General features: G+C 50.2%; 20 protein-coding genes. 9 read left to right on the top strand and 11 right to left on the bottom strand.

From position 1 onward, the window contains the following. Positions 1 to 225: 225 nt before the first annotated feature. The 6 genes from DEF47_RS15195 to gnd all read left to right on the top strand — a co-directional run bounded on the left by DEF47_RS15195 (position 226) and on the right by gnd (position 7375). Complete coding sequence (locus tag DEF47_RS15195; protein WP_012190160.1) at positions 226 to 1494, top strand: M16 family metallopeptidase; 1269 nt, start codon at positions 226 to 228, stop codon at positions 1492 to 1494. Between the two features lie 72 nt (positions 1495 to 1566). After that, entirely contained in the window at positions 1567 to 2541 is a 975-nt protein-coding gene (locus DEF47_RS15190; protein ID WP_012190161.1) for a ribose-phosphate diphosphokinase, read from the top strand. An 89-nt stretch (positions 2542 to 2630) separates the two neighbouring features. After that, complete coding sequence (gene glpA, locus DEF47_RS15185; RefSeq protein ID WP_012190162.1) at positions 2631 to 4175, top strand: anaerobic glycerol-3-phosphate dehydrogenase subunit GlpA; 1545 nt, start codon at positions 2631 to 2633, stop codon at positions 4173 to 4175. Next, the gene (locus DEF47_RS15180) at positions 4175 to 4555 is read left to right on the top strand and encodes a YkvA family protein (RefSeq protein WP_012190163.1); all 381 of its coding nucleotides are present in this window, start codon (positions 4175 to 4177) and stop codon (positions 4553 to 4555) included. Before glpA ends, DEF47_RS15180 begins: the two co-directional genes overlap by 1 nt. A gap of 95 nt (positions 4556 to 4650) precedes the next feature. Beyond that, complete coding sequence (locus DEF47_RS15175; protein ID WP_012190164.1) at positions 4651 to 5790, top strand: tetratricopeptide repeat protein; 1140 nt, start codon at positions 4651 to 4653, stop codon at positions 5788 to 5790. 133 nt (positions 5791 to 5923) lie between these two features. Beyond that, positions 5924 to 7375 (top strand): decarboxylating NADP(+)-dependent phosphogluconate dehydrogenase, encoded by a 1452-nt coding sequence (gnd, locus tag DEF47_RS15170; protein WP_012190165.1) that lies wholly within the window; start codon positions 5924 to 5926, stop codon positions 7373 to 7375. Positions 7376 to 7576: 201 nt separating this feature from the next. Here the strand turns inward: gnd and DEF47_RS15165 are convergent, their stop codons facing one another. Together DEF47_RS15165 and DEF47_RS15160 are read right to left on the bottom strand one after the other, a co-directional pair. Next, entirely contained in the window at positions 7577 to 8758 is a 1182-nt protein-coding gene (locus DEF47_RS15165; protein ID WP_041304508.1) for an outer membrane lipoprotein-sorting protein, read from the bottom strand. Positions 8759 to 8855: 97 nt separating this feature from the next. After that, entirely contained in the window at positions 8856 to 9815 is a 960-nt protein-coding gene (locus DEF47_RS15160; protein ID WP_012190167.1) for a tetratricopeptide repeat protein, read from the bottom strand. Positions 9816 to 9981: 166 nt separating this feature from the next. Here DEF47_RS15160 and DEF47_RS15155 point away from each other — a divergent pair, with 166 nt between their 5' ends. The 3 genes from DEF47_RS15155 to DEF47_RS15145 all read left to right on the top strand — a co-directional run bounded on the left by DEF47_RS15155 (position 9982) and on the right by DEF47_RS15145 (position 14117). Further along, positions 9982 to 11943: an acetyl-CoA carboxylase biotin carboxylase subunit gene (locus DEF47_RS15155; protein ID WP_012190168.1), complete on the top strand. Its 1962-nt coding sequence runs from the start codon at positions 9982 to 9984 to the stop codon at positions 11941 to 11943. 460 nt (positions 11944 to 12403) lie between these two features. Further along, positions 12404 to 12991: a hypothetical protein gene (locus DEF47_RS15150; protein WP_012190169.1), complete on the top strand. Its 588-nt coding sequence runs from the start codon at positions 12404 to 12406 to the stop codon at positions 12989 to 12991. Positions 12992 to 13316: 325 nt separating this feature from the next. Further along, positions 13317 to 14117, top strand: a complete 801-nt coding sequence (locus DEF47_RS15145) for a glucosaminidase domain-containing protein (RefSeq protein WP_012190170.1) — start codon at positions 13317 to 13319, stop codon at positions 14115 to 14117. A gap of 1 nt (position 14118) precedes the next feature. Here the strand turns inward: DEF47_RS15145 and DEF47_RS15140 are convergent, their stop codons facing one another. The 9 genes from DEF47_RS15140 to DEF47_RS15100 all read right to left on the bottom strand — a co-directional run bounded on the left by DEF47_RS15140 (position 14119) and on the right by DEF47_RS15100 (position 23597). Continuing rightward, complete coding sequence (locus DEF47_RS15140; RefSeq protein ID WP_012190171.1) at positions 14119 to 14826, bottom strand: HAD family hydrolase; 708 nt, start codon at positions 14824 to 14826, stop codon at positions 14119 to 14121. Continuing rightward, positions 14808 to 15818: an aminoglycoside phosphotransferase family protein gene (locus tag DEF47_RS15135; RefSeq protein WP_012190172.1), complete on the bottom strand. Its 1011-nt coding sequence runs from the start codon at positions 15816 to 15818 to the stop codon at positions 14808 to 14810. Before DEF47_RS15135 ends, DEF47_RS15140 begins: the two co-directional genes overlap by 19 nt. 396 nt (positions 15819 to 16214) lie before the next feature. Next, entirely contained in the window at positions 16215 to 18575 is a 2361-nt protein-coding gene (locus tag DEF47_RS15130) for a reverse transcriptase domain-containing protein (RefSeq protein ID WP_012190173.1), read from the bottom strand. Positions 18576 to 18603: 28 nt separating this feature from the next. After that, entirely contained in the window at positions 18604 to 19605 is a 1002-nt protein-coding gene (hisG, locus tag DEF47_RS15125) for an ATP phosphoribosyltransferase (RefSeq protein ID WP_012190174.1), read from the bottom strand. Beyond that, positions 19605 to 21320 carry a copper resistance CopC/CopD family protein gene (locus DEF47_RS15120; RefSeq protein ID WP_012190175.1) on the bottom strand — a complete coding sequence of 572 codons (1716 nt, stop codon included), beginning with the start codon at positions 21318 to 21320 and terminating at the stop codon, positions 19605 to 19607. Before DEF47_RS15120 ends, hisG begins: the two co-directional genes overlap by 1 nt. 280 nt (positions 21321 to 21600) lie before the next feature. Continuing rightward, positions 21601 to 22122, bottom strand: coding sequence for a copper resistance CopC family protein (locus DEF47_RS15115; protein WP_012190176.1), 522 nt, complete (start codon positions 22120 to 22122; stop codon positions 21601 to 21603). A gap of 72 nt (positions 22123 to 22194) precedes the next feature. Further along, positions 22195 to 22596, bottom strand: coding sequence for a hypothetical protein (locus DEF47_RS15110; RefSeq protein WP_012190177.1), 402 nt, complete (start codon positions 22594 to 22596; stop codon positions 22195 to 22197). Between the two features lie 4 nt (positions 22597 to 22600). Further along, positions 22601 to 23059, bottom strand: a complete 459-nt coding sequence (locus DEF47_RS15105) for a c-type cytochrome (protein ID WP_041304510.1) — start codon at positions 23057 to 23059, stop codon at positions 22601 to 22603. Beyond that, complete coding sequence (locus DEF47_RS15100) at positions 23049 to 23597, bottom strand: hypothetical protein (protein ID WP_012190179.1); 549 nt, start codon at positions 23595 to 23597, stop codon at positions 23049 to 23051. The genes DEF47_RS15105 and DEF47_RS15100 overlap by 11 nt, the downstream gene beginning before the upstream one ends. Positions 23598 to 23600: the final 3 nt, after the last annotated feature.

Raw genomic sequence — 23600 nt, 5'->3', positions numbered from 1 at the left:
GGCGGGACGGAAGGGTGGTGATATTAATGCAGAGTGAAAACCAACAACCAACCCTTGTAAGACCTAAGGTTAAAGGATTCCATCCATTACCAATCCGATCAATCATTACCAGCAACCCCTAGACCAACCCACCAAAATAGCTGTTCCTTGGCACAAAATGCCGTGTTATGATTAACCTAAACCATTGCGAAATGTGATGATTTAATCAGGTTTTAGGAGTGTACCATGGCCCCTGTAAAAGTTGTCTTACCAAATGGCCTGCGAATTTATACCGATGAAATGCCCCATACCCATTCAGTTTCGATGGGTATTTTTACCCAAGTTGGCTCGCGCTATGAAAATGCTCGCCTGACGGGAATTTCACATTTTTTGGAGCATATGTTTTTTAAGGGTACTGCCAAATACCCCACTGCCAAAGACCTTAGCGAGGCAATTGAGGGCATTGGTGGCTATATCAACGCTACTACCTCGTATGATACAACCTGTTATTATTGTAAAGTTGCCAATATTCATACCGAACGCGGCATCGATGTGTTAACTGATATGCTCAACGCTGCCCTATTCGACCCTAAAGAAATTGAAAAAGAACGCGGCGTGATTCAAGAAGAAATTAAAATGTCGCTCGATGTACCCGCTCAATGGGTGCATCAATTGCTCGACGAATTAATGTGGGGCGATCAGCCACTTGGCCGTGATATCGCTGGCACGCTCGAAAGTGTTGGAGCCTTTAGCCGCGAAGATTTGTTGAATTACCGCGATCAGCATTATGTTGCAGGTAATACGGTCATTTCGTTGGCTGGCAACTTTAATAGCACCGAAATTGTTGATCGTCTGACGAGCTTATTTAGCCATTATCGGGTGCTTGACGTGCCCAAACCAATTACCACCAATAGTTTTGGCACAGCTCCAGTTGTGCATCTTTTAAATAAACCAACCGAACAAACCAATTTTGTGTTGGGCCTCAAATCGTTTGGCTATGGCGATAGCGATCGCTGGGCGCTCAGCGTGCTCGATAGCATCCTTGGTGGCGGTATGTCTTCGCGCTTGTTCCAAGAAATTCGCGAAGAACGCGGCTTGGCCTATAGCGTCGGCTCCTACACCGCCGAATACGATGACGCTGGCAAATGGATTGTGTATGGCGGGGTTGAAGTCAGCAAGGCAGTCGATGCAATTGCCGCAATTATCGAAGAACTGCGCAAATTGCGCGATCATGGGGTGACTGCCGCCGAGTTACACCGCATCAAGGAGCAAGTTAAGGGCGGAATGCTGCTTGGGCTGGAAGATACTTGGTCGGTGGCCAATCGCAATGCTCGCCACGAACTGCGCTACGGCGAGGTGATTCCGGTTGAGCAAATTGTGGCTTGGATCGAAGCGGTCACGCTCGAAGATATTCAGCGCGTGGCTCAACGCCTAATTCGCCCAGATAACTTATACTTAGCAATCATCGGCCCGCATGCCGAGGCTGCTGAATTTGAACAAGCTATCACGTTATAGCCATTCGCCGCGAGATGCTGGTTGGCAACGCAGCCAACCAGCCGCATATTGCAAGCATAAGGAGAACACCGCGTGAGCCGTTTTGATGAAATGCGCATTTTTAGTGGAACGGGCAACCCAACCCTAGCGCAGGCGATCAGCTCGTACATTGGCATTCGCCACGGTGAACTGAGTATCCATACGTTTCCGAATGAAAATATTTTTGTCAAAATCGAAGAAAGCGTCCGCGAACAAGATGTGTTCGTGGTGCAATCATTAGGTGCTCCGCTTAACCATTTGATTATGGAAATGTTGATTATGCTCGATGCCTTCAAACGGGCTTCGGCTGGTCGCATTACCGCTGTGATTCCTTACCTCGCCTATAGCCGCACCGATAAAAAAGACCAACCACGCGTGCCAATTACTGCCCGTTTGCTGGCCGACCTGATCGTCGCTGCTGGAGCTCAACGGGTGCTGACCCTCGATTTGCATGCTGGTCAAGTTCAAGGCTTTTTTAGCGTCCCCGTCGATGAAATGAGCACCATGCACCTGCTGACCAACGAGGTCAAATCGTGGGGCTTGGAAAATGGCATCATCGTCTCACCTGGCTTGGGTTTTGCCAAAAAAGCCCGTAACTTCGCCGAAGCTGTCAATATGCCCTTGGCCTTGGTCGAAAAACGTCGAATCAATCACCACGATGGCACGGTTGGTCATTTGGCAATTTTGGGCGATGTGGCTGATCACGATTGTGTAATCGTCGATGATGAAGTTGCAACTGGCCATACCATGGTGCGGGTTTCCGAGTTGTTGATGGAACGCGGCGCACGCTCGGTTCGCGCTTGCTGTATCCATCCTTTGCTCTACGGCGATTCAGTTGAGCGGATCAAGCGCAGCCCAATCGAGCGCTTTGTCACCACAGATACGATCACCTTGCCACCGGAAAAACGCTGGCCAGCCTTGGTGGTCAAGTCAGTTGCTCCGCTCTTGGGCGAGGTCATTCAGCGTATCCACACTGGGATTTCGGTCGGCGCAATGTTTCCCGCTGGCCCACAAATTGGCCGCTGGTAAATTAATACCCAAATAAGCACCATAACCCGAAGATTTAGCTAAACAGTGCGATCTTCGGGTTGTTTAATCTGGCATAAGGATGTTTGGCGATGCTTGATTCGATTGATGTTTTGGTAATTGGTGGTGGCGCAACGGGCACGGGAGTTTTGCGCGATTTGGCGATGCGCGGCTTGAGTTGCGTTTTGGTCGAGCGCCGCGATCTGGCCGATGGCACAACTGGCCGCTACCACGGCTTGCTGCATTCTGGCGCACGCTACATTGGCCGCGACCGCGAAGCAGCCCGCGATTGTGCAATTGAAAATCAGATTTTGCGCCGCATCATTCCGCATTGCATCGAGGATACCAGCGGCTACTTTGTGTCCACGCCCCAAGATCCCAAACGCTACGCCGAAGAATTTTTAGGTTTGTGCTTTGCGGCAGGCGTGCCAGCCCAACAAGTGCGGGTTAGCAGCCTTTTGCAACGTGAGCCAGCGCTCAATCGCGGCATTTCGCATGCCTTCGAGGTTGCCGATGGTTCGGCTGATGCCTTTTTGACAGTTGAAGCCAATGTACGTTCGGCTCGTGAGTATGGCGGGCAGACCTTACTCTATCACGAAGTGATCAATTTAATCGTTGAGGCTGGCACAGTCGTTGGCGCTCGCTTGCGCAATACCCTGACTGGCGAGGAATTTAATCTCGCCTGCCACTACGTAGTCAATGCTGCTGGAGCGTGGGCTGGCCGGATCGCCGCCATGGCTGGAATCGCCGTTGATATTGTGGCGGGCAAAGGTGTGATGGTGGCCTTTAATCATCGCTTGGTTAATAGCGTGATCAATCGCTGCAAGCAGCCAGGTGATGGCGATATTATCGTGCCTGTGCGCACGGTTTGCGTGGCTGGAACCACCGATGAAAGTGTGCCCGACCCCGATGATCGTTCGATGTTGGCCCATGAAATTGCCACAGTTTTGGATGAAGGTGAGATTCTAATTCCTGGTTTGTCTCAAGCCCGCATGCTGCGAGCATGGGCTGGCGTGCGCCCACTCTATCGCGAGCAAGCCACCACCGAAGATCGCGATCTTAGCCGCGATTTTAAAGTGCTTGATCATGCCCAACGCGATGGGTTAGACGGCATTGTTTCAATTGTAGGCGGCAAATACACAACCTATCGCATGATGGCCGAACGTACAGTCGATCTGGTTGCCAAATATGTGCAAAACACCAGCGCCTGTCGCACCGCTGAGGAAGCCATTCCAGCGCCCGATCAACGTCGTTTATTTACGGTTGGTGCACCATTGGCAACAATTGAGGCCGAACAAAGCTATGGTGATTTAATTTGTGAATGCGAATTGGTTACCCGCCAACGTTTGCTCGATGCATGGCAAGCAGGCGCAACCAGTATCGACGATTTGCGCCGCGACACGCGCATCGGCATGGGGCCGTGCCAAGGTGGTTTTTGCACGATGCGCACCGCCGCTCTTGCTTACGAAGCCCAAGTTGCCGATCAACAACAAAGTATCGAGGCAATTGAGCACTTTTTGCAAGAACGTTGGCGCGGTATTCAGCCAATTCTCTGGGGCGATCAGTTACGTCAGGCACGGCTCGACGAGCAAATTTACCTTAATTTGCTGAATGTAAACCCTGAGGATGCCCAATAATGCGGCAGCAACTTGCCCGTTGGCAACAATTGGCTCGCCAGCTCAAACAACAACTACGGGTACTATTGTTGGCATGGCGTGATCCGCGTGTGCCGTGGTATGCCAAAGCCCTAGCAATGTGCACCTTGGGCTATGCGTTCAGCCCAATCGATCTAATTCCCGATTTTATTCCGGTGTTGGGATATTTAGATGATCTCTTGACCCTGCCGCTTGGCATTATGTTAAGCATCAAACTCATTCCTAGCATTGTTTGGCAAGAATATACAATCAAGGCCCAGCAAACTCCAGCCCAAGCTAAACCAGTTAGTTATATCAGCGCAGGCTTGATTATTGGGCTTTGGCTTGGAGCAGCATGGTGGGCATTTAATTGGCTACGCTAGGCATAAATTCAATCAAAAGTCGCTTCATTAATCAAACCTAGAATGCTATACTAGGAAAATACTGACTAAAGTACCAAACCAATGAGGGAAGAACAATGCAAATCGCCGCATTATTGGCCGAGGCTCGCCAAGCCTTGAGTGTAGGAGATCGTGCCAAAGCCAAACAGTTCGCTTCACAAGCCTTGCGACTTGATAGCAAGCACATTGAAACATGGCTTTTACTGGCCGATTTGGTTGAAGTTCCCGCGCAAAAACGCGATTGTTTTCAACGAATTTTGGCCATCGATCCTACCAATGCACAAGCCAAACAAGCCCTGAACCAACTTGATGCACCAGCCCCAGTTGCTGCCGCCAGCTTTGAATTACCCAAATCGGCGTGGTTTGGCAGCAAATCAGCTGAGCCAGAACTAACCGCCCAAGTTGGTGGGCCGATCGCAACAGCACCATTAGCAACCAACGCACCGAGTGGCATTCGACCACTCGGTTCGAGCCAAGCTGCCTCATTAGTTGAATTGAGCAATACGGCTGTGGGTGGCACCACCCCAACTGGCTATGTTCAGCCAATTCAGCCTAGCTATAACCAAACAAATTATCCACAACCCAACCAAGCCTATAGTTTGCCAGCAGCAAGTTATGGCCAAGCCCAGCCACAATATGGTCAAGTGACCTACCCATATGTTGAGCCAAGTGGCGCAGCCAAATTCTTGAAATGGCTAGTTTTTGCAACATTAGGCTTAATAGTAGTTTGTGCAGGGATTGGCTTGATGGTCAATTTTGGCAAAGAGCCACCGCCAACGCCCAAAGTCAGTGCCCAAGATCGCACGACAGCGATGCTTGGTGATACCATGAAGATAATCGTTAATCCCGATTTTTATGATAAAAGCAAACAGAAAGCCATTGTTGAGCCTTATTTGAATAACTATTTTATTGAGGCTGCCCGTACTAATACTGGACGGTTAGACCAAACTGTTCTTGATAGCTTCGATAATGGAGTAGATCAACAGGCCTTTCTGGCGGCTCTACCTTATATCAAAGATGCCTATGTTACGCCAACCCAGTATACGGTAGAATCACAAACGAATGAGATGATTACACTCAAGTTAATCAGTGGAGATCTTGTATTTACTTTTCATAATGGTAAATTTCTCCAAGTTCCATTAAAAGATACCTACGATACATTTACCTGGGTCAATGATGATGGAAGATGGTATCTTGCTGGGATAAGTTTAAAATAAGTTAGTCAGAGGCATTATCTATTCTCAATATTGATATAGAATAGCATTAAACTGTTACTCCGCCCCAATGCTGTGGCTGGTATACTTAAGCGAGAGAGTCGAAGGCCATTCTTTGTGCGGAGGCTTAGAACCCATGGACGCAACAGCCGATATTGGCTTAATCGGGTTGGCCGTAATGGGCCAAAACTTAGTTTTGAACATGAACGACCACGGTTTTGTGGTCGCTGTCTATAATCGCACCACCAGCAAAGTCGATCAATTTTTGGCTAACGAGGCTCAAGGCACCAATGTTGTCGGAGCGCATTCGTTGGAAGAATTGGTCGGCAAACTCAAGCGCCCACGCCGCGTGATGTTGATGATTCAGGCTGGCAGTGCGGTCGATGCCACAATCGATCAATTAGTGCCCTTGCTGGAACCTGGCGATATTATCATTGATGGTGGTAATTCACTGTTTACCGATAGCAATCGCCGAACTGCTGATCTCGAAGCCAAAGGCTTGTTGTTCATCGGCACAGGGGTTTCGGGCGGCGAGGAAGGTGCACGCCATGGCCCTTCGATTATGCCTGGTGGTTCGCCCGCCGCATGGCCGCATGTGCAGCCAATTTTCCAAGCCATCGCGGCCAAAGTTGATGATGGTTCGCCATGTTGCGATTGGGTTGGCGAGGGCGGCGCTGGCCACTTCGTCAAGATGGTGCATAACGGCATCGAATATGGCGACATGCAATTGATCGGCGAAACCTACGATGTCATGCGCTCGTTGGGCTTGAGCGCCGACGAGATGAGCAGCGTGTTTGGCGAATGGAACGCGGGCAAACTCGATTCATATCTGATCGAAATTACCCGCGATATTCTGGCCTTCCGAGATAGCGATGGAGCACCGTTGGTCGATAAGATTTTGGATAGCGCTGGCCAAAAAGGTACAGGCAAATGGACGGTCGTTTCCGCTTTGGATAATGGCATTCCGCTGACATTAATCGGCGAAGCCGTGTTTAGCCGCTTTTTGTCGGCACTCAAAGATGAACGGGTGCACGCCGCCAGCGCGATCAGCGGGCCAGCCGATCAGCCAAACGTTGATCGGGCCGCCTTGGTCAACGATCTCCGTGATGCCTTGTATGCTGCCAAAATCGTTTCATATACGCAAGGCTATATGCTGATGCGAGCCGCTGCCAAGGAACAAGGCTGGAATCTCAATTATGGTGGGATTGCCTTGATGTGGCGCGGTGGCTGTATCATTCGCTCGGCCTTCTTGGGCAAAATTGAGGAAGCCTATCGCAATAATCCCGAATTGGTGAACTTGTTGCTCGACCCCTATTTCAGCAACGAAGTACAGCAATCGCAAGCCGCTTGGCGACGAGTGATTGCCCACGCCGTCCTCGCAGGCATTCCAGTGCCAGCCTTATCGAGCGCTTTGGCCTTCTTTGATGGTTACCGCACCGGCAATTTGCCAGCCAATCTGTTACAAGCTCAACGCGATTACTTCGGTGCTCATACCTACGAGCGCATTGATGCTGAGCGTGGCAAGTTCTTCCATACCAACTGGACAGGCAAAGGCGGCACGACAACTGCCGGAACGTACCAAGCGTAGTTCAAGGCAGAAAGCACAAGTCAAAAGTCAAAATAGTTCATTCTTGGTTTAATCTAAGAAACCATTTTGATTTTTGACTTGTGCCTTTTGAATTAATTTGGTATGCATAGTATGTTAGGATTAACCAAATTCAGCCATTGATCAAAAAAGGCCTGCCTAACACTTGGTTGAGCAGGCCTTCAGTTTTAGAGTAATCGAAGGTTACTTGAGGCTTTCGGCAATCTTGGTGGCTTGTTCGCCATCGATGTTGCCAGTAATCACGAAGGTCACATCGCCTTCTTGCCAAGTCAACACCACACCAACATTGCCACGGCCTTCAATCAAGGTGCCTTGAACGCCACGGACGGTTACTTCAGTGCCGCCACGTTGAATCTTAGCATCTGGATCATCGCCTTTGGCTTGAACCAAGGTCCATTCCACATCAGCGCCAGCGTAGGTTTGAATTACGGTGGTGGCTTTGGCAAGGGTCAACAATTGAACATCGCTCAAGGTTGTGCCCAAGGTTTCGCCGGGAGCCAACAGTTCGAAGCCTGCTTGTGCCTTAGCTTCGTCCAAGGTCAAATCGGTAGCTGGAGCAGCTTGTTCCATTTCCTTGATCATATCGGCGATCTTGACGATTTCGGCGTTAGCTGGTGGCTGAGCGCTGAAAATCGCCATATCGATGCCTTTATTGACTTCAAGGGTTTCAGCGGCAAAGCTGACATTGCCCATATCTTTGGCATCAAGCACAAACTTGACTGGCATCCAATTGGTATCTTCCAACCAAACGTTGATGTCAACCAACAAATCGATTGGCAATTGTTGTTGGGCATCTGATTTTGGCGCAATGCTGACTTTGTAGGTATTGAAACCAGCAACTTCTTCTTCGCCCAAAATTGTGATTGTTAAGGCATCCAAGCCTTTTTCAACGACACCTTGCAATTGGCCGAGCATTTCGGTTTGATCCATGCGACCGCGACCGCCTTGGCCTTGCTCTTGATCTTGTTGGCCTTGGCCCATTTGCGATTCGCTCAACTCAGCGGCAGTGCCAACATAGGCTTTATTTTCAGCGGGGTCGTAGAACCAGCCTTGAGTACCATCAGTCACGACTTCCGCGCCAACCATCTTAGCATCGTTGGCATCAAGAATTTTAGCGCGGAAGGCTTTGATTTCGTTGCCTTCAGCATCTTTGTTGCCAGTTTTGCTCGACCAAACTTCGGCCTTGATAAAGCCGGTTGCTTGATCCGAGGTGTAATCGACGCGCATAATTGCATGAACATTGTTGGTATTGGCTTGGCCTTCCCGAATTTTGGTAACGATGTTTTCAGCCGTGATATCTTCTTGACCACAACCTGCTAACACCATTGTTAACACGAGCATCAAGCTCCACATTCGCTTGAACATTTGGTTCCTCCTAGCAGTATTGAACGGTTTTATAGTAGCACGGCCCCTGGTTACAAACTAGGTCAGCGATGTAATAAAATGATGAACAGCTATTAACTCACCAAATCCATGCCGCAACCAAACTGGCAGCCCATAAACAAAACCACATCACGCTGGCTTGGGTCATTTTGGCACTCGTCATCCGATCAAGTTCTAAGCCTGGAATAGCAGGCCGCAGGAGTTGGGTCATCAAATTAAACACACTCCAAGCAACCATCAATAATTGGGCCAAGCGCAAAACCGCCAGCCATGGCTCGCCCCACCAAACGCCGAGCAAACCCACCCCAATCCCTGCAATTAGCAACAAACTACTGCGCCAAAGCATGGCGCTCAGCAAGGCCAAATAGGTGGTTCGCCCCAAGGTTTCGTGCTGAATCCGGCTTTGGTTGTTTAATAATAACCACCATGCTGGCAGTTGAATAATGGCAATAATCAGCCCAAGTTGCAGCACCACCCCCATCGCTTGCACCAAGCTTTGTTGCGCTAAATTGGGTGCACGCAACAGCAACATATGCACTGCCACTAAGCCCGACCAAAGTCCAATATAGCCCCAAGTTGTGCGTTGATGGCCTTGCAACACCTCTTGCACCGCCCCCGATTCGATCATCGATTCGGGGCGTGGACGCGGCATGGCCACATTACGAGCACGCGGGCGCGGCTTGGTTGGTTGTTTCGGGGCGGCTGGAGTTTCCAGTGGCTCGGTTTGGCTGGGAATTGGCTGAGTTGGCGTTTCCAGTGGCTGGGTTTGATTGCGAAAGCGCTGCTCGGCCAGCTCAGCAAAATCTTCTAAGGCCGAAAGTGCAAGTTGATTGGTTGGATTAATCGCCAGCACCCGATCTAAGCAGTAACGCATTTTATCGGCAGAATCAACCACACCGCTCAGCCAGAGCCATGCTTGCTCGTGGTTGGGGTCGCGTTGCACAATGTTGCTCAACAATTTTCGCGATTGTTCAGTATTACCTTGATTGGCCGCCGCTTTGGCTAAGCGCAACAATTCATCAATCGATTGTTCGGTCATGCTACTTCCTCAATATTAACAAGCCTATTTTAACCGAGGTTGGCAGCACAACGCACAAGCATCAAGGCTGTATAATGGTAGCAACCACTGATCAACGCTATCAATGGCTGCATTTGTCGTAAATGATGCAAGCATTCGCCTGCATCGCTAGTGCGGAGTGTCAACGGTGACCTACTTCGACTCTTTGTTAATTGCCAATCGGGGCGAAATTGCGGTGCGGGTAATTCGGGCTTGTCGCTCATTGGGCATCGAAGCAATCGCGGTTTATTCCGATGCCGACGCACGCGCCTTGCATGTGCGCGAGGCTGATCGCGCGATTCGCATCGGCCCAGCTGCTGCCGCTCAATCGTATTTGAATATCGAAGCAGTGCTAGCCGCTGCCCAACAAACTGGAGCACAGGCGATTCACCCAGGCTATGGCTTTCTCTCAGAAAATGCCAATTTTGCCCGTGCCTGCCAATCAGCAGGCATTGCCTTCATTGGCCCGCCCGCCGAAGCAATCGAGGCCATGGGTTCGAAAAGCGCCGCCAAACGCCTCGCCGAATCGGTGGGCGTGCCAACCGTGCCAGGCTACAACGGCGATGATCAAAGCGAACAACGCTTGTTGGCCGAAGCCGAGCGAATTGGCTTTCCATTGCTGATCAAGGCTTCAGCTGGTGGCGGCGGCAAAGGCATGCGCAGCGTGCATCGGCTTGCTGAATTTTCAGCGGCCTTGGCAGCAGCGCAGCGCGAAGCCCTTGCCGCATTTGGCGATCAGCATGTTTTGCTCGAAAAGCTGATTGAACGCCCACGCCATATTGAGTTTCAAATCCTCGGCGATCAACATGGCACCATGCTGCATCTTGGCGAACGCGAGTGTTCAATTCAACGCCGCCACCAAAAAGTGCTTGAAGAATCGCCCTCAATTGCATTAACTCCAGCATTACGCGCTACGATGGGCGCGGCGGCGGTGCGTTTGGCGCAAGCCGTCAATTATTACAATGCTGGCACTCAAGAGTTTATGCTCGATGCCAATGGCGAGTTTTATTTCCTCGAAATGAATACCCGTTTGCAAGTTGAGCACCCCGTGACCGAGTTGGTGACAGGCTTGGATTTGGTGCAATTGCAAATTGCGATCGCCGCTGGTCAGCGTTTGCCCTTTGCTCAAGCAGATATTCAGCAAACTGGCCATGCGATTGAAGTGCGCTTGTATGCGGAAGATCCCGTGCAAATGTTGCCCTCAATCGGCCAACTCAGCAGCTACACGCCGCCCGAAGGCCCAGGCATTCGACTGGATACTGGGGTCACAGTTGGCGATCATGTCACGATCAATTATGATCCGATGCTGGCCAAGTTGATCGTGTGGGGCGAGCAGCGTGAGCAAGCGATTGCCCGTTTGCGCTATGCCTTGCAGCATTTCGAGGTTGCTGGCGTTACCACTAACATCCCATTGTTGCAAGCGATTATCAACACGCCAGCCTACCAAGCCGGAGCCACAACCACCGATTTTCTGCAAACCTATGCAATTAGCGAGCAATTGCAACATCGTCAGTTGCCACCTAATTTGGCTTTGGCAGCCAGAGCGTTGTTTGATTTAGAGCCTGATCCTGATGCAGCATTAGTTGGCGACCCTTGGAATGTGCCATGGCGGGCGGCCCACATGCCGCATCAACTACGCTATCAAAGCAACGATCAAACCGTGCCGATCAAGGCGCAGCCGCAAGCGCCTCAAGCATGGCTGGTAACGATCAACGACGAGCAACTTGAGATTGTGGTTTTGCGTCGCCATCTCAATCGCATGGTTGTGCGGGTTGCCGATCGAATTTATCAATGCCAACTTGAGCAGGATAGCCTCGTTTGGCAAGGCGTTGGCTATCAGATTCAGCCTGCTGCCGCCCCCAGCCTTGACCAAAATAATGGTCACAAAGGCGATGCGAGCCTTGAAGCGCCCATGCCAGGCACAATTATCAAACTGCTAGTAGCCGAAGGCGAGCATGTTAGTGCAGGCCAGCCATTGCTGATTATGGAAGCCATGAAGATGGAGCACACTGTGACCGCGCCCTACGCTGGCACTGTTGCCAAACTGCCCTACCGCCAAGGCCAACAAGTCAGCGGCGGGGTAGCGCTGGCCGAAATTACCGCTGAGTAACTATCGCCACAGTAACAGCAAGGGATTGATAAGCATTTAAGTTTATCGATCCCTTATATTTTTAAGCTTGATAATTGGTTTATCTCCGTTATACTGTAATTGCCTGATACCCATGAAGACAATCCCTCACCCCCAGCCCCTTTCCCACAGCGTTGGGCGAGGGGTGTTGCAACCTTCATGCGACGATGATTCCCCCTCGCTCGCTCGGCGGGAGAAGGGCTAACTTACAAGGGTAGGTTGCAGCTACGAACCACGGATAGGCTGGTTCATCGATGGATGGATGCCAGCTCTGATTGCCCGTGAGGGGGTGCAGGGGGATTAAAGCCCCCTGCGTCTCCCGCCTTGAGGCGGGACGGAAGGGTGGTGATTGACAATAATTGTTAAAACCTACCCTTGTAAGGAGGGGGCTAGGGGGTGAGGTCACAAAACGCTACGCTCACTAAACCGTTGGAGGCTCCCCATGAATCCCAACAATCCACAAATCTCGAATACTATTAATGGAAGCACTATTAATGGCGGCAACGTCGCAATCGGTAATAACGGAAACATCAATCAAACTAATAATAACTATATTACCCACCAAAACAGCAATGAATATATTGAAGTCTTTGGAACGTTATCAATCTATCTAAAAAGTGATAAACAATATCAAGATTTCGATCCTTATGTTCCGTTTAGTTGTATGGCTGAAATAACTGAAGATAGAACAACCAGAACCACAAATTACACATTATTTACTGATTATTTATATTTAGATAATTATCAAAGATCTTATACATCTGAATTTGATTATTATTATCAATTTCGCAATGATAACAATAAATATCTACGAAGAATTTTTAGAAATATGATTGATGAATTAAAGAAAATAGGATTTTACTTTAAAGAAGAAGATGAAAAATTCATATTAGATACATCTATTGGAAATCCTTCATTATCAGCTTTAAAATCGTTTACAGGATCAGAACACAAGTGTTTCCTTCGTATCTATGATAATTTTATATCAATCGACAAAAAAAATACACAAGTATGTACAATGTATCAATAAATACTGATAATATCAGTATAAATCAAAAAATCCTTAATGAATGGCTGGCTAGTAAGCCGCGACCTGATAAAGGTGACTTAATCGAAATACATTGGCTTTTATCTATATCTATAATCGTTATAACAATCTTTATCGCCTTTTCCCAATACGAAAAGCAAGCAATACCTATTATTATAGGTATGATTATTGTATTAAAAGTTTTAGGATTTATCATCGATTTAATTAATCATATCTATAAAACATCAAATGATTAGATCCTCTAGCCAAAGCCCCAACCAGCAGCTATACTAGCGCCAAGCGTCTGGATTGAACGGAGGTTGCAACGATGGCCTTAACCTTTCAAACCGCCCCACGCATTTCGCAAGCAGAGTTTCGGCGCGTGCTCGAACGTGGCACAGAGCTTGGTCGCTCGCCCGTCGCCCCTTTTGCCGATGAGTGCTACCAAATTATTGTTGGCTATGGCTTAGATCCAGCAGTGGCACTCGGTTTTTTCGCCCACGAATCGCAATTTGGCCTTGATGGTGTTTCAACCAAAAGCCTCAATTGGGGCAATGTTCGCACGCCTTACGATCCCAAACGAGCTGCCGGAACCGTGCAAAGTGCTAGCGGTCATGGCGAATTCGTCTGTTTTCGTTCGTGGCAGGATGGGTTGCGCGATTGGTGTGAGCGAATTCTCAATCGCTATATCAAAGAACGTGGCCTAACGACGGTCGATGCGGCGATTCCAGTCTATGCCCCTTCATCCGATGGCAACAACGAAAAAGCCTATATCCAGCATGTTGAGCGATTGGTAACTCGTTGGCAGGCGGAAGATCCGCAGCCTGTGGTAGTTTCAACAGGAGGTCCAAGCGTGGCTGAATTACAAGATGCCTTGATGGTCGCAGCGTTCGAGGCGGTTGGTGCAACCTATCATCCAGAGTGGGCTTTTCATCAATATGCAATGAACGAGGCCAAGGCTGGGCGGTTTCTTGGCTCGCCACTCGGCGAAAGCAAACGAATCACGGTGGGCGGTCAACAATTTTCGGTGCAAGTCTTTGCGCTCGATACACTCTACACGCCGATTGGCAACCCTGAGAGCAGCACCAACTGGAGCGATATTCGACGGCTCAGTGCTTTGCTCAAGTAAGCTAGAAGTTCGCAATCAAATGCAGCGCAAAGGTCATGAGATCAGGCACAATCAAATCGGGGGTATGCTGCGAGGCTTCGGTGGTGGCTTGCGGTCGCTTGACCCAGGCCGCCCGTAAGCCTGCCAACTGCGCACCTTGCACATCGCGAAACAGATTATCGCCAATATACCAAGGATGGTTGGCCGGAGTTTCGACTTGAGCCAAGGCATGAGCAAACAAACGCGGGTCGGGCTTACGATAGGCATAATCCGAAGAAATAACGATTGGGTCGAAATATTCCAGAATTTCTAATTCAGCTAATTCAGCCAGTGCAATCACTCGCTGCGCATCAGAAACAATGCCCAAGCAATAGTGCTGGCGTAGAATGCGCAAGGCCTCTTTGGTATCGGGGAAAAGTCGTAGATGCTTAATGCTCAACACTCGTAATAATTGAGTGATACTCACCGCCTCAGCCGGATCAAGCCCAAATTCAGCGAGCAACTCAGCCCAAACCGCCTCAGTTTGCCATTCGGGGTAGGCTTCATGGGCTGGCAAATTGGCTTGCATCGCCGCAAAATAACGCTTATGTAAACTATCAGCACTACAAGCCAAACCACGATACCGCAACCACTGCGCCAAGTGTTGCCACAACGCTGGCTGATGTTCGTCGGTATGCACATCAACCAGCGTGCCATAAATATCAAACAATACTAGCGGACGACCAGGCATGCCTGTGCCTCCGCGACCAACCGTTGACGATATTCCCAGCTAAACCATTCGTTGCGAGCGATCCGCAGCAAATAGCAGCCCATATAAAATTGGCCACGTTGGGTAAAGGCGGCAAATTCCTCTTGATCAAAATCGCTCAACAAGCTATAGCGATCATAAACCCGGCGGATTAACCACTCGGCAGCGGTTGGATCACCCGTAGCATTGAAGAAGGCATGCTTCAATTCAGCCACCATACAACCAATATCAATCGCTGGATCATCGTGGCGGGATCGCTCCCAATCGATTAATGCAAGTTCCTCCGGAGCAGTAAAGAGCATGTTGGCCGGAGTTGCATCGCCATGAATCATCGAACGCAGGCCTTGATGCAGCACACCGCTGGCATCCCAATGTACTTGGAGCATGCGTAAATTTGCCAAGGCTGCATGATTGAGCAATTCTTGTTCACGCAATTGGCGCAACAATTTTTCCCAATATTCCCAAGCATTGGTCACATCAATTTTATCGGTGGTGGCAGTTCGACGGTGCAAGGTGGCCAACCAGCCAGTAATCGTATTGACATAGGCCATCAATGGGCCAAGATTGCGAGTCTGCAGGGTGGTTTCGAGAATTGAACCCCAACTTTGGCCTGGCAGCCACTCAGTGATCAACAGCAGGCGCTCAGGGTCGGTGGCCAGTGGGCGTGGCACCAAATAGGGGGCTTGGGCAAAACCCAGCGCATGCAATTGCGCCAGCGTCGTGGCTTCGCGGTTCAACAACGTGCGTGAGTAGGTGGGCAAAAATCGCCGGCCATCTAAGCCCGTTTTATGCTCAAACGACTTAATTACTACGTGTACTCCGCTATGGGCTTCATGCACCCGTTGCACGCTGGGAGTATTCATAATTGGTTCGACATTGAACGTTGGATGTAGCGTGAAAATCCCTAAACTTGGCAGGGCTTGATCACGTAGCGCAGGAAATGCGCGATGATCTGAGAGCAGCATGATCGTCATCGTTCGCCCGCTCCTTCCTTTATACGAGTTCCACCACCATCGGTTGGGCGGCTCACATTGCCGCTAGTGGGGAATGGCTAGAATGTGCAGAACCTAGCTAAATTCAAGTTTTGCAAATGTTCACCTATTCAGCAATGGTTGAATAGTCCTTGCTTCCTCACAGATAGTTAGGTCTTTTTAATTTGTGTAAACGTTTACAAATACTAACATAGCTAGCTAGCATTGTTAATCACAGTCAAGGGAGTAGAAATAGGTGATTCGTTATCCTATGTTGAGGTGATTAAAGATCCCCTGTAGGAGTTATTAATCACCTCACTTGACGACAATTAACATTAACAAAAACTAACTATTAGATCACGATTGGGAGTTTAAATGTCATTTCTCTCGCGAGGCAGTTTATTCGACCGCGCCGTGCAATTTATGAGCTGATTTACGTGCAATCAGTTGTAATGGCACGAGTTCTGTAAAGAGAAAACGAAAACTTCCGCAGCGTTCAAGCATTTGAGGGCCGTAGAGTGCCAGCACCCAGCGCCAATAGGCCGATAAGCCATGTTGCTCGCCATTGCGAACCTCGCCGCCTCGTGCAATAAAATCATCGGTCAATGACGTTAATACGCTGTTGGCTTCTGGCTCAGTTGCCGCAAGTTTCTGCAACCAATGGCGATAAAACTTGCCCCATGGATTATCGTTTTGTTGCCACCATGCCAGCCGTTCTGTTGGCACGCTTGGCGCTGTAGCTGCTTGCCACGCTTGCTGGTAACTGTGAGCAATAATCAACGGTTGCTGAATGCCCAAGCCGCCAGCGGTGATTGGCCAATGAAACCAACCTTCAGGCAAACTAACGCTGTTGTTCAAACGCTGGTGAATCAAATCGCCAATATAGGCCACCATGCTGCCTTGTTGAATGATTTGTTGACCATAGCGCCATAAGGTTGTACGCACCTGCTCGCGATGGCTAGCCCCAAGGTTGACCCGCAGACCAATCGCTTGGCATAGGTAGGTACAAGCGCCATTATACACCTCAATTTTATTAAGAATTGCAGGTGTATTAGTGATAGTCTGGGCAGTTTGGTTAATATATTCGCCAATCAGACTATGATCAAGTTGCCATGTGCCTTGCGCATCAAGCGTCAAAAAGAGCCAATGCGGCGCTTGATGCGGTAATTCGCTGGGTAATTGGTCATTAATTGCCATTGCGCCAGTTTTTTGCTCGTTCAAATTCAGGCCACAGCTAGTACACCAGGTTTGTAGTGCTTGCCATGCTTTGCGCATTTCATCAGGATCGGTGGCGATAATCGTCAAATCATCGACGAAGCGCACGATTTGCACATGAGCATGCAACTCAAGATATTGCTCCATCAACCGCAACACCAACTCGCCTAAAATGTCTGAAATTGGACGATGATTGGGAATGCCAATCTGTTGTTGGGTCGCTTGCTGATTGACTTGCAACGGCACTGCCATATATTCAGCAAAAAACCCGATTTGCTGCTGGCTCAAGCCCATACGCTGCAACACATCGAGCACAAATTGCTGATTGAGCGATGGATAATAATCGCGGAAATCGGTTTTGAGCACATAGATGGCTTGGTCGGGCGTGGCGTGCAAGCCAAGCTGAATTTCGGCGTTGATCAAGCGTAATGCAACTTCGAGATTATGCTCATAATTGCTATCATACTCGGCCAATTGGCTCCATTGCTGCAAGCGTGTAATTTCAGCGGCTCGACTGGCAAAAATCGATTGCGGATTGCCATATAGTTCAAGCTGTTCAGCCGCATCGAGTGCCAGCGGGCGGCGCAGGGTATGCCACAAATTAACGCTTTTGGAAACTGCATAGCTTTCGGCAATTAACTTGTTCAAATCGCGATCATAGCCGCGATCTTGGGCGATGCGCTTGAGTTTTTTCAGGGGCAAGCTGCTGTTGACCCGACAAAACTTAGCAAAATACTCTTGCCAATGTTCAGCAACGACGTGATGCAAACAGGCGGTCAGTAAATCTTCTTGCAAAAATAAACGCCATTTTGTTCGCGCAAATTGAGCAACCGCCGTAACTCCGGACTTGGGCCAGCGCCAATCGGCCAATTGCGTCCGCACAATCATCAACGCATCGGCCAATTCTTTGCGCATAATCGGATCGCCCAAAATCTGACGAGCCTCAGACCGGGTAGCGGCGCTGTAAAAACTATCTTTGGCAATCCGCCGCAAGATCGCGCAGAGTGTATCGCTATCAATTTCATCAGGCTCAGCCTGTAGCGCTTTGCTCAATTCGCTGCGAGTTTCAGGATCAAATTGATCATGAAAGATGGCATCGAGCACCACCCCATGCGTGGTTGCCATGCTTGGCTGATTAATTTGGGTAACGAGGCTCTGGGCCTGCTCGGGGTAGCTCGCCGCCACTTCAGCATGATCAAGCCATTCTTGAAATAGTGCGCCGAAAATCGAGACTAATTCGGCTCGCAGTTGGCCGCTAGCCAGTTCGCGCTCTAGCTCAGCCGACCACCAAGCAGTTAATTCGCTACTCGCAGGCGTAGCTGGATCGCTCAATAAACGCATGTTGGTGATGCTTGGGTGCAGCGGCTGTTTGGCAAAGGTTAATTGCTGGAGCTGCTCGTGAAGCAGGTTAATCCGAGCGTGGGGGTCTTCAATTGTGGCTAAACGTTGGCTAATTTCAGCATAGGTTGCAAGGGCTTGCTCACGTTGCAAGCCCAGCTCGCGCAATTTAATCGCAGTTACCAATTGTTCACTTGCAGTTAACATCAGTGCCTCCAGCGTGGAGCACCTTCTGCTAGCTTTTGTGCATCAACTCGCTCAATGCGGCAAAACTTTGAGAACGTTCGGCAAAAACATAGTGGACTGGCAGAACCGTAATGCCTGTCGAGCCAATCGAACGCAAATGATCGATCGCTGGCAAAATGTTGGCGCTATCGACGACCAACGACACCGCGTACCAGCCTTCACCACCATCGCGACTCCAAACTGGCGAAACAGTTGGGCCTTGCAATCCTGCCAAGGCGGCATGGGCTACCACTCTTGCCCCAACATCGGCAACATCCGAGCCTGGCACGTTGGCAATCAACGAAACATAGGTTTTGGCGCGATGGCGAGCTTCGATCAGCTCTAAAATCGATTGGACAACCCGTTGTTTTTGCGAACTTTCCCGTAGCGACCGTCGGTTGGCGATTAATGCAGCTTGCGCTTGCAGAATTGTGCCTCCTTGAATCATTTTGAGATGATTATCGCGTAGGGTTGTCCCAGTGGCTGTCAAATCGGCGATGATATCGGCATATCCCAACGAAGGCGCGGCCTCGGTTGCACCTTGCGAGTCGATCAGCGCAAAAACATTGATGCCTTGCTGATGACACCATTGGCGCACCAAATTGGGAAACTTGGTGGCGATGCGCAATTGGCGGCCAGCCCGGGCATACTCCGCCGCCAAATCGGCCACATCACGCCACGAGGTTACGTCAATCCAATGATCGGGCACGGCCAGCACCAAATCGCAGTAGCCAAAGCCCAAATCTTTATAGACCACGACTAGATCATCGCTCTCGCCGCCCAGTTCTTCGACCAAATCATAGCCACTTACGCCCAAATCAATCGAGCCATCGGCGACTTTCTCGACAATATCGGGTGCACGATGCAGCAAGACTTCAACTTCGGGCAGCGCTTTGATCGAAGCCGTGTAGCGGCGCGGATTGGGTCGCGAGACTTTCAGGCCACAGCTTTCAAAAAAGCGAAACGTATCATCAGCAAGAGCACCTTTGGAAGGCACAGCAAAACGTAGCATTAGCGCGTTATCTCCACAGTCCATTCAGCAGTTACGTCGGGCAAATTCAAACGACGCACCTGCATTTCGATCTTCCAGCGCCCAACCAAGCTTAGCGCTCCTGAGGTCGCGGTAAAACGTCCATCAGTAGCAGGTTCAAGAATTGCCACTTGTTGGCCAGCTTCGAGATCAAGCGATTCAAAGCGTAAGCGTACTCGATCTGGGCGAATTACGCCATTCGCATCGCGGACGGTTGCGCTAAATTGGCGTTCACCAGGCCGATTATCATCAGTATCGAGGGTCATGGTTAAATCTTCGCGCTGCGCTGTTAGATAGAGCGGCTGGGCGACCCGTGGGGTTGGCGTTGGCAAGGTTGGTCGGGCAGTGCCACCAGCGCTGGGAGCGGCTTTGACTGGATGTGGCGTTTGAGTCAAAGCGCTAGCAACCAGAATCACCCCAATCGCCAAAGCACTTTCCAAGCCCAAGGTCAGGCCAATTTTTACCACAGTTGTTTGATCTTTGGCAGCTTGCAAACGGGGATTAAGCTTACGCCAATGCCAAGAGCCGAGCAACAAAGCTGCCAGCATCACCGCCAACTTGATCAACAAGGTCTGGCCGTAGCGCGATTCCCACAAGCCTGCCAAGGTTGGCAATTGGTCAAAGGTACGCATCGTACCAGTCAACACAACCATCGCAATGCTAAACAAGGCCAACGGGCTAAATCGGGCAATCAGCCAAGCCAAAGCGCTGTTACGTAGCGCCGCCTCGGTTTTACGGAGTACCCAAGCACTCAAAGCCATACCAATCAAGCCACCAAACCAAACCGCCGCCGTCAGCATATGCATCCAATCTGAGGCCACCGGCGTGATTGGATCGTCGATGTTAGCCGCTGCATGGCCGCTCATACTAAAGGTCAATAGGCTTAAACTTGCCAAAGCCAAGGCAACATAGCCCATTGGTTTTTGGTAAGCAGCCAAGAACGTCAGCGGAATTAACAGTGTGATCGCGACCAAGCGAATCAAGGCCAACACGCCCCAACGGCTAATCGCCATCGAAGAAAGCACATCGGCATATTGAATTGAGGCTAAACTACCATCACCAAAATCGCTGGCCCGCACCACAAATTCCCAAACCGAGCCAATCAACAGCCAAACCAAACTCAGCTGGGTCAGCCAAATCGTTGGGCGAACCAGCAACGGCAAACGTGATTCAGGATTATGTTGAATTGCTGGCAATAATAAAATCAACAACCACGCCAAGCCGCCAATCGCCCCTAAGCCGCCAGTTAAGGCGATTGAACGCCCGCTGACCACGCCCCAATTCAAGCCAGCATTGGCGGTTGCACTAACTTCGACCGAGGGCGCGGTGGGAGCAACCCCAGTGCCAATGCTAAACAGCAACGAGCCAGCCGAACGATGGCCATCGGCGGTCGAAAGCACTTTGTAAATCAAGGTATATTCGCCAGGCCGAAGCTCGGCAGGCAAGGCCACTTGCATACTATCGGCAGCAGGAAACTGGGTTTGCGGTAGGCCAATTGGCTGCGATTGCTCATTGTAGAGCGTCAACGAGCTATAACTACGATCAAGCGGCTCGCTAAATCGCAACACAACCTCGGCAGGTGCGACATCGAGCACCGCCCCATCAACAATGCTGCTCTCGATAACCAAGGCATGAGCCGCCGCCACACTTGGCCATAAACACAGCACAAATAGAGCTACAATTAAAATCCGCTTCATAGCTATTGTTCCTTAAATCTAGTAGGGGTCGGGCTAGGATTTACGATCCCTCACCCCCGATCCCTCTCCCACTGCGGCGGGCGAGGGGCGTTCCACGCTTCATGATCGAAGGCTTCCCCCTCGCCTTGCTCGGCGGGCTAGGGGGTGAGGGCATGTCAATCGACGGTAAATCACACCCAATCGCCGATCCCACACCCCCAACAACCGATCCCCATTCCTCTATAGCAAAAAAAGCGTGCTAGGCCGCAACCTAGCACGCTTAATCACTCAAACTACAGGCTTAGGCACGAACTGAGCGGCGGCGCAAAGCCACGCCAGCAATCATAAAGATAATGATTGCAGCCACCAGCATGCCAAGATTGAAGCCATTGCTACCAGTTGCTGGCAAGCCTGGGCTGTGATGATCTGGCTCGGCGGGGGTTGGCACAGCCGCATCGCCCACAGCAAAGCCAATTGAACCAGTTACTTCGTGACCATCGCTGCCAACCACCGACCAACGAACGGTGTAGCTGCCCGTCCCCAAGCCCGATTTCAACGAAACGCGCATAGTTTTGCGCTCAAGATCAGCCAAATCAACCCGACCATCACCGGTATCAACCACAGCGCCATTGGCATCGGTAACGCTTAATTTCAAGCCTTCGGATTCCAATTCGTCGTTGAAGGTCAGCACAACTTCGCTTGGCGCGGCTGCCAACTTCGAGCCATCGGCGGGGGTTGAACTAGCCAATTTTGAGTGTGCTGAACCAACGCTTGGCTGAGCAAAAATAATTACCAATGCTAATAATGCAATTAAACGTTTCATTCTGTAAATCCTTGATTGCAGCAGATCACAACGATCTGCCAAAGAATGCCAAAACCGATCAAACGAATGAGATTAAGCATTACAACCAAGGTAACGTGGCGGCGGGGCAAGTGGACGCTCGATCCATGAACGCCCAAGATAGCCTAATTCGCGGTAGATCCAACGGGCAATTCGGATTGAGCCAAGCAAAATCAGCAAGGTTGCTAAAGCCAAGGGCACTTCATGGCCTTGCTCCAGCACGCCTGAAGTAAACGGCGCAGGTTGGAGATGTTGAAAATCATCAATCATAACCGGAATTTGGGTTTGGTGATGATGATGCCCATGATGGGCGATTAATGGATTATCGGACTGAATCACGGCACAATAGACAATACAGGCTAGGGCAATCCCATGCGTGAGGATCAAGCCACATAGGCTACCAGCGATTGGCAGCCATGCCTGTTTGTTGGTTAATTTGTGCCAGTGTTGCTTCATGAATTTATTGCATCAAGGTCGGAGTTGGCCCCGGCGAGATCAAACATAATTGGCGTTGCTCGGATAGTTTACCCGGCCCCCACCATGCTTTCACTCGGGCGATGATCGTAATTATTTCTTCTTCGCTGAGTTGCGAGCCAAAGGCTGGCATCGAATTTTTACCATCGCGAATCAGCGAAATTAATTCCCAATCGGGGTGTGAATAGGCATGCATGCCATCGTTGAGCGCAGGAAACGGCCCCATACCCTCGCCACTTTGGCCATGACAATTGGCACAATATTGACCAAATAAGGCCTGACCACTGGCTAATTTTTCGCCAAATGCTGGCTCGATATAAGGCACGGCTGGCTCGCCTAGGGTAAGTGTCGCTTGCTGAGCCGCCTCACCACAAGCAATTAAACCGGGGATTCCTAATGTCAACAACAGGGCAATTAGCCGCCACCGATTGAATTTATGTTGCATGGGCATCCGACTCCATCGCCGCCTTGCGCAGCATCCGATTGCGCAGCGCTGCCAAGGTAATTAAGATTGCTAGCACAATAAGAGGTGCCATGTAGAGAATTACGTTGAGCCAGCGCATAATGCCACCAGCAACATTCACGGTTGTGCGAAATTCTTGGGTTTGGCCAGCCTCGCTGAAGCTCATCAGAAATTGCCAATCGCCGCTGCTCGAAAAATCGAGGTCATGCGAACCATAAATTGCATCTTCTGGGCGGCTTTCGGGCGCAGGCGTGTAGCGAAATTCTTGACCATCAGGATCAATCAACACCAACGAAATTGCTTCAACAGGCAATGCGGCATAATCGTTGCTGTTACGCACCGCAATGCTGGCATCGCCACGGCCAACGCTCATTGGCGCAGGAGCCAACGAAACGACCACAAAATATTGATTTCGTGTCTCATTGATGATGTAATTGCCGCCATGAGCTGCTGCTAGATCTGTCCACCACAAACTAGCCAGCACCACCCAACCAACGAGGAAACATAGGCGTTTCAGCATAGA

Origin of the sequence: Herpetosiphon sp. (genome assembly GCF_003512625.1) — a bacterium.
Classification (GTDB): domain Bacteria; phylum Chloroflexota; class Chloroflexia; order Chloroflexales; family Herpetosiphonaceae; genus Herpetosiphon; species Herpetosiphon aurantiacus.
The sequence above is the reverse complement of the archived record's forward strand: the minus strand, read 5'-3'. Positions and strand labels throughout refer to the sequence as shown.

Excerpts from the sequence above, each read along its gene's own strand:
- DEF47_RS15160 (WP_012190167.1), bottom strand. The coding sequence starts at position 9,815 with ATGACCGAACAATCGATTGATGAATTGTTGCGCTTAGCCAAAGCGGCG.
- DEF47_RS15180 (WP_012190163.1), top strand. The coding sequence starts at position 4,175 with ATGCGGCAGCAACTTGCCCGTTGGCAACAATTGGCTCGCCAGCTCAAA.
- DEF47_RS15100 (WP_012190179.1), bottom strand. The coding sequence starts at position 23,597 with ATGCTGAAACGCCTATGTTTCCTCGTTGGTTGGGTGGTGCTGGCTAGT.
- DEF47_RS15145 (WP_012190170.1), top strand. The coding sequence starts at position 13,317 with ATGGCCTTAACCTTTCAAACCGCCCCACGCATTTCGCAAGCAGAGTTT.
- DEF47_RS15110 (WP_012190177.1), bottom strand. The coding sequence starts at position 22,596 with ATGAAGCAACACTGGCACAAATTAACCAACAAACAGGCATGGCTGCCA.
- DEF47_RS15140 (WP_012190171.1), bottom strand. The coding sequence starts at position 14,826 with ATGCCTGGTCGTCCGCTAGTATTGTTTGATATTTATGGCACGCTGGTT.
- gnd (WP_012190165.1), top strand. The coding sequence starts at position 5,924 with ATGGACGCAACAGCCGATATTGGCTTAATCGGGTTGGCCGTAATGGGC.
- glpA (WP_012190162.1), top strand. The coding sequence starts at position 2,631 with ATGCTTGATTCGATTGATGTTTTGGTAATTGGTGGTGGCGCAACGGGC.
- DEF47_RS15195 (WP_012190160.1), top strand. The coding sequence starts at position 226 with ATGGCCCCTGTAAAAGTTGTCTTACCAAATGGCCTGCGAATTTATACC.
- DEF47_RS15165 (WP_041304508.1), bottom strand. The coding sequence starts at position 8,758 with ATGTTCAAGCGAATGTGGAGCTTGATGCTCGTGTTAACAATGGTGTTA.
- hisG (WP_012190174.1), bottom strand. The coding sequence starts at position 19,605 with ATGCTACGTTTTGCTGTGCCTTCCAAAGGTGCTCTTGCTGATGATACG.
- DEF47_RS15130 (WP_012190173.1), bottom strand. The coding sequence starts at position 18,575 with ATGTTAACTGCAAGTGAACAATTGGTAACTGCGATTAAATTGCGCGAG.
- DEF47_RS15115 (WP_012190176.1), bottom strand. The coding sequence starts at position 22,122 with ATGAAACGTTTAATTGCATTATTAGCATTGGTAATTATTTTTGCTCAG.
- DEF47_RS15150 (WP_012190169.1), top strand. The coding sequence starts at position 12,404 with ATGAATCCCAACAATCCACAAATCTCGAATACTATTAATGGAAGCACT.
- DEF47_RS15135 (WP_012190172.1), bottom strand. The coding sequence starts at position 15,818 with ATGACGATCATGCTGCTCTCAGATCATCGCGCATTTCCTGCGCTACGT.
- DEF47_RS15105 (WP_041304510.1), bottom strand. The coding sequence starts at position 23,059 with ATGCAACATAAATTCAATCGGTGGCGGCTAATTGCCCTGTTGTTGACA.
- DEF47_RS15175 (WP_012190164.1), top strand. The coding sequence starts at position 4,651 with ATGCAAATCGCCGCATTATTGGCCGAGGCTCGCCAAGCCTTGAGTGTA.
- DEF47_RS15120 (WP_012190175.1), bottom strand. The coding sequence starts at position 21,320 with ATGAAGCGGATTTTAATTGTAGCTCTATTTGTGCTGTGTTTATGGCCA.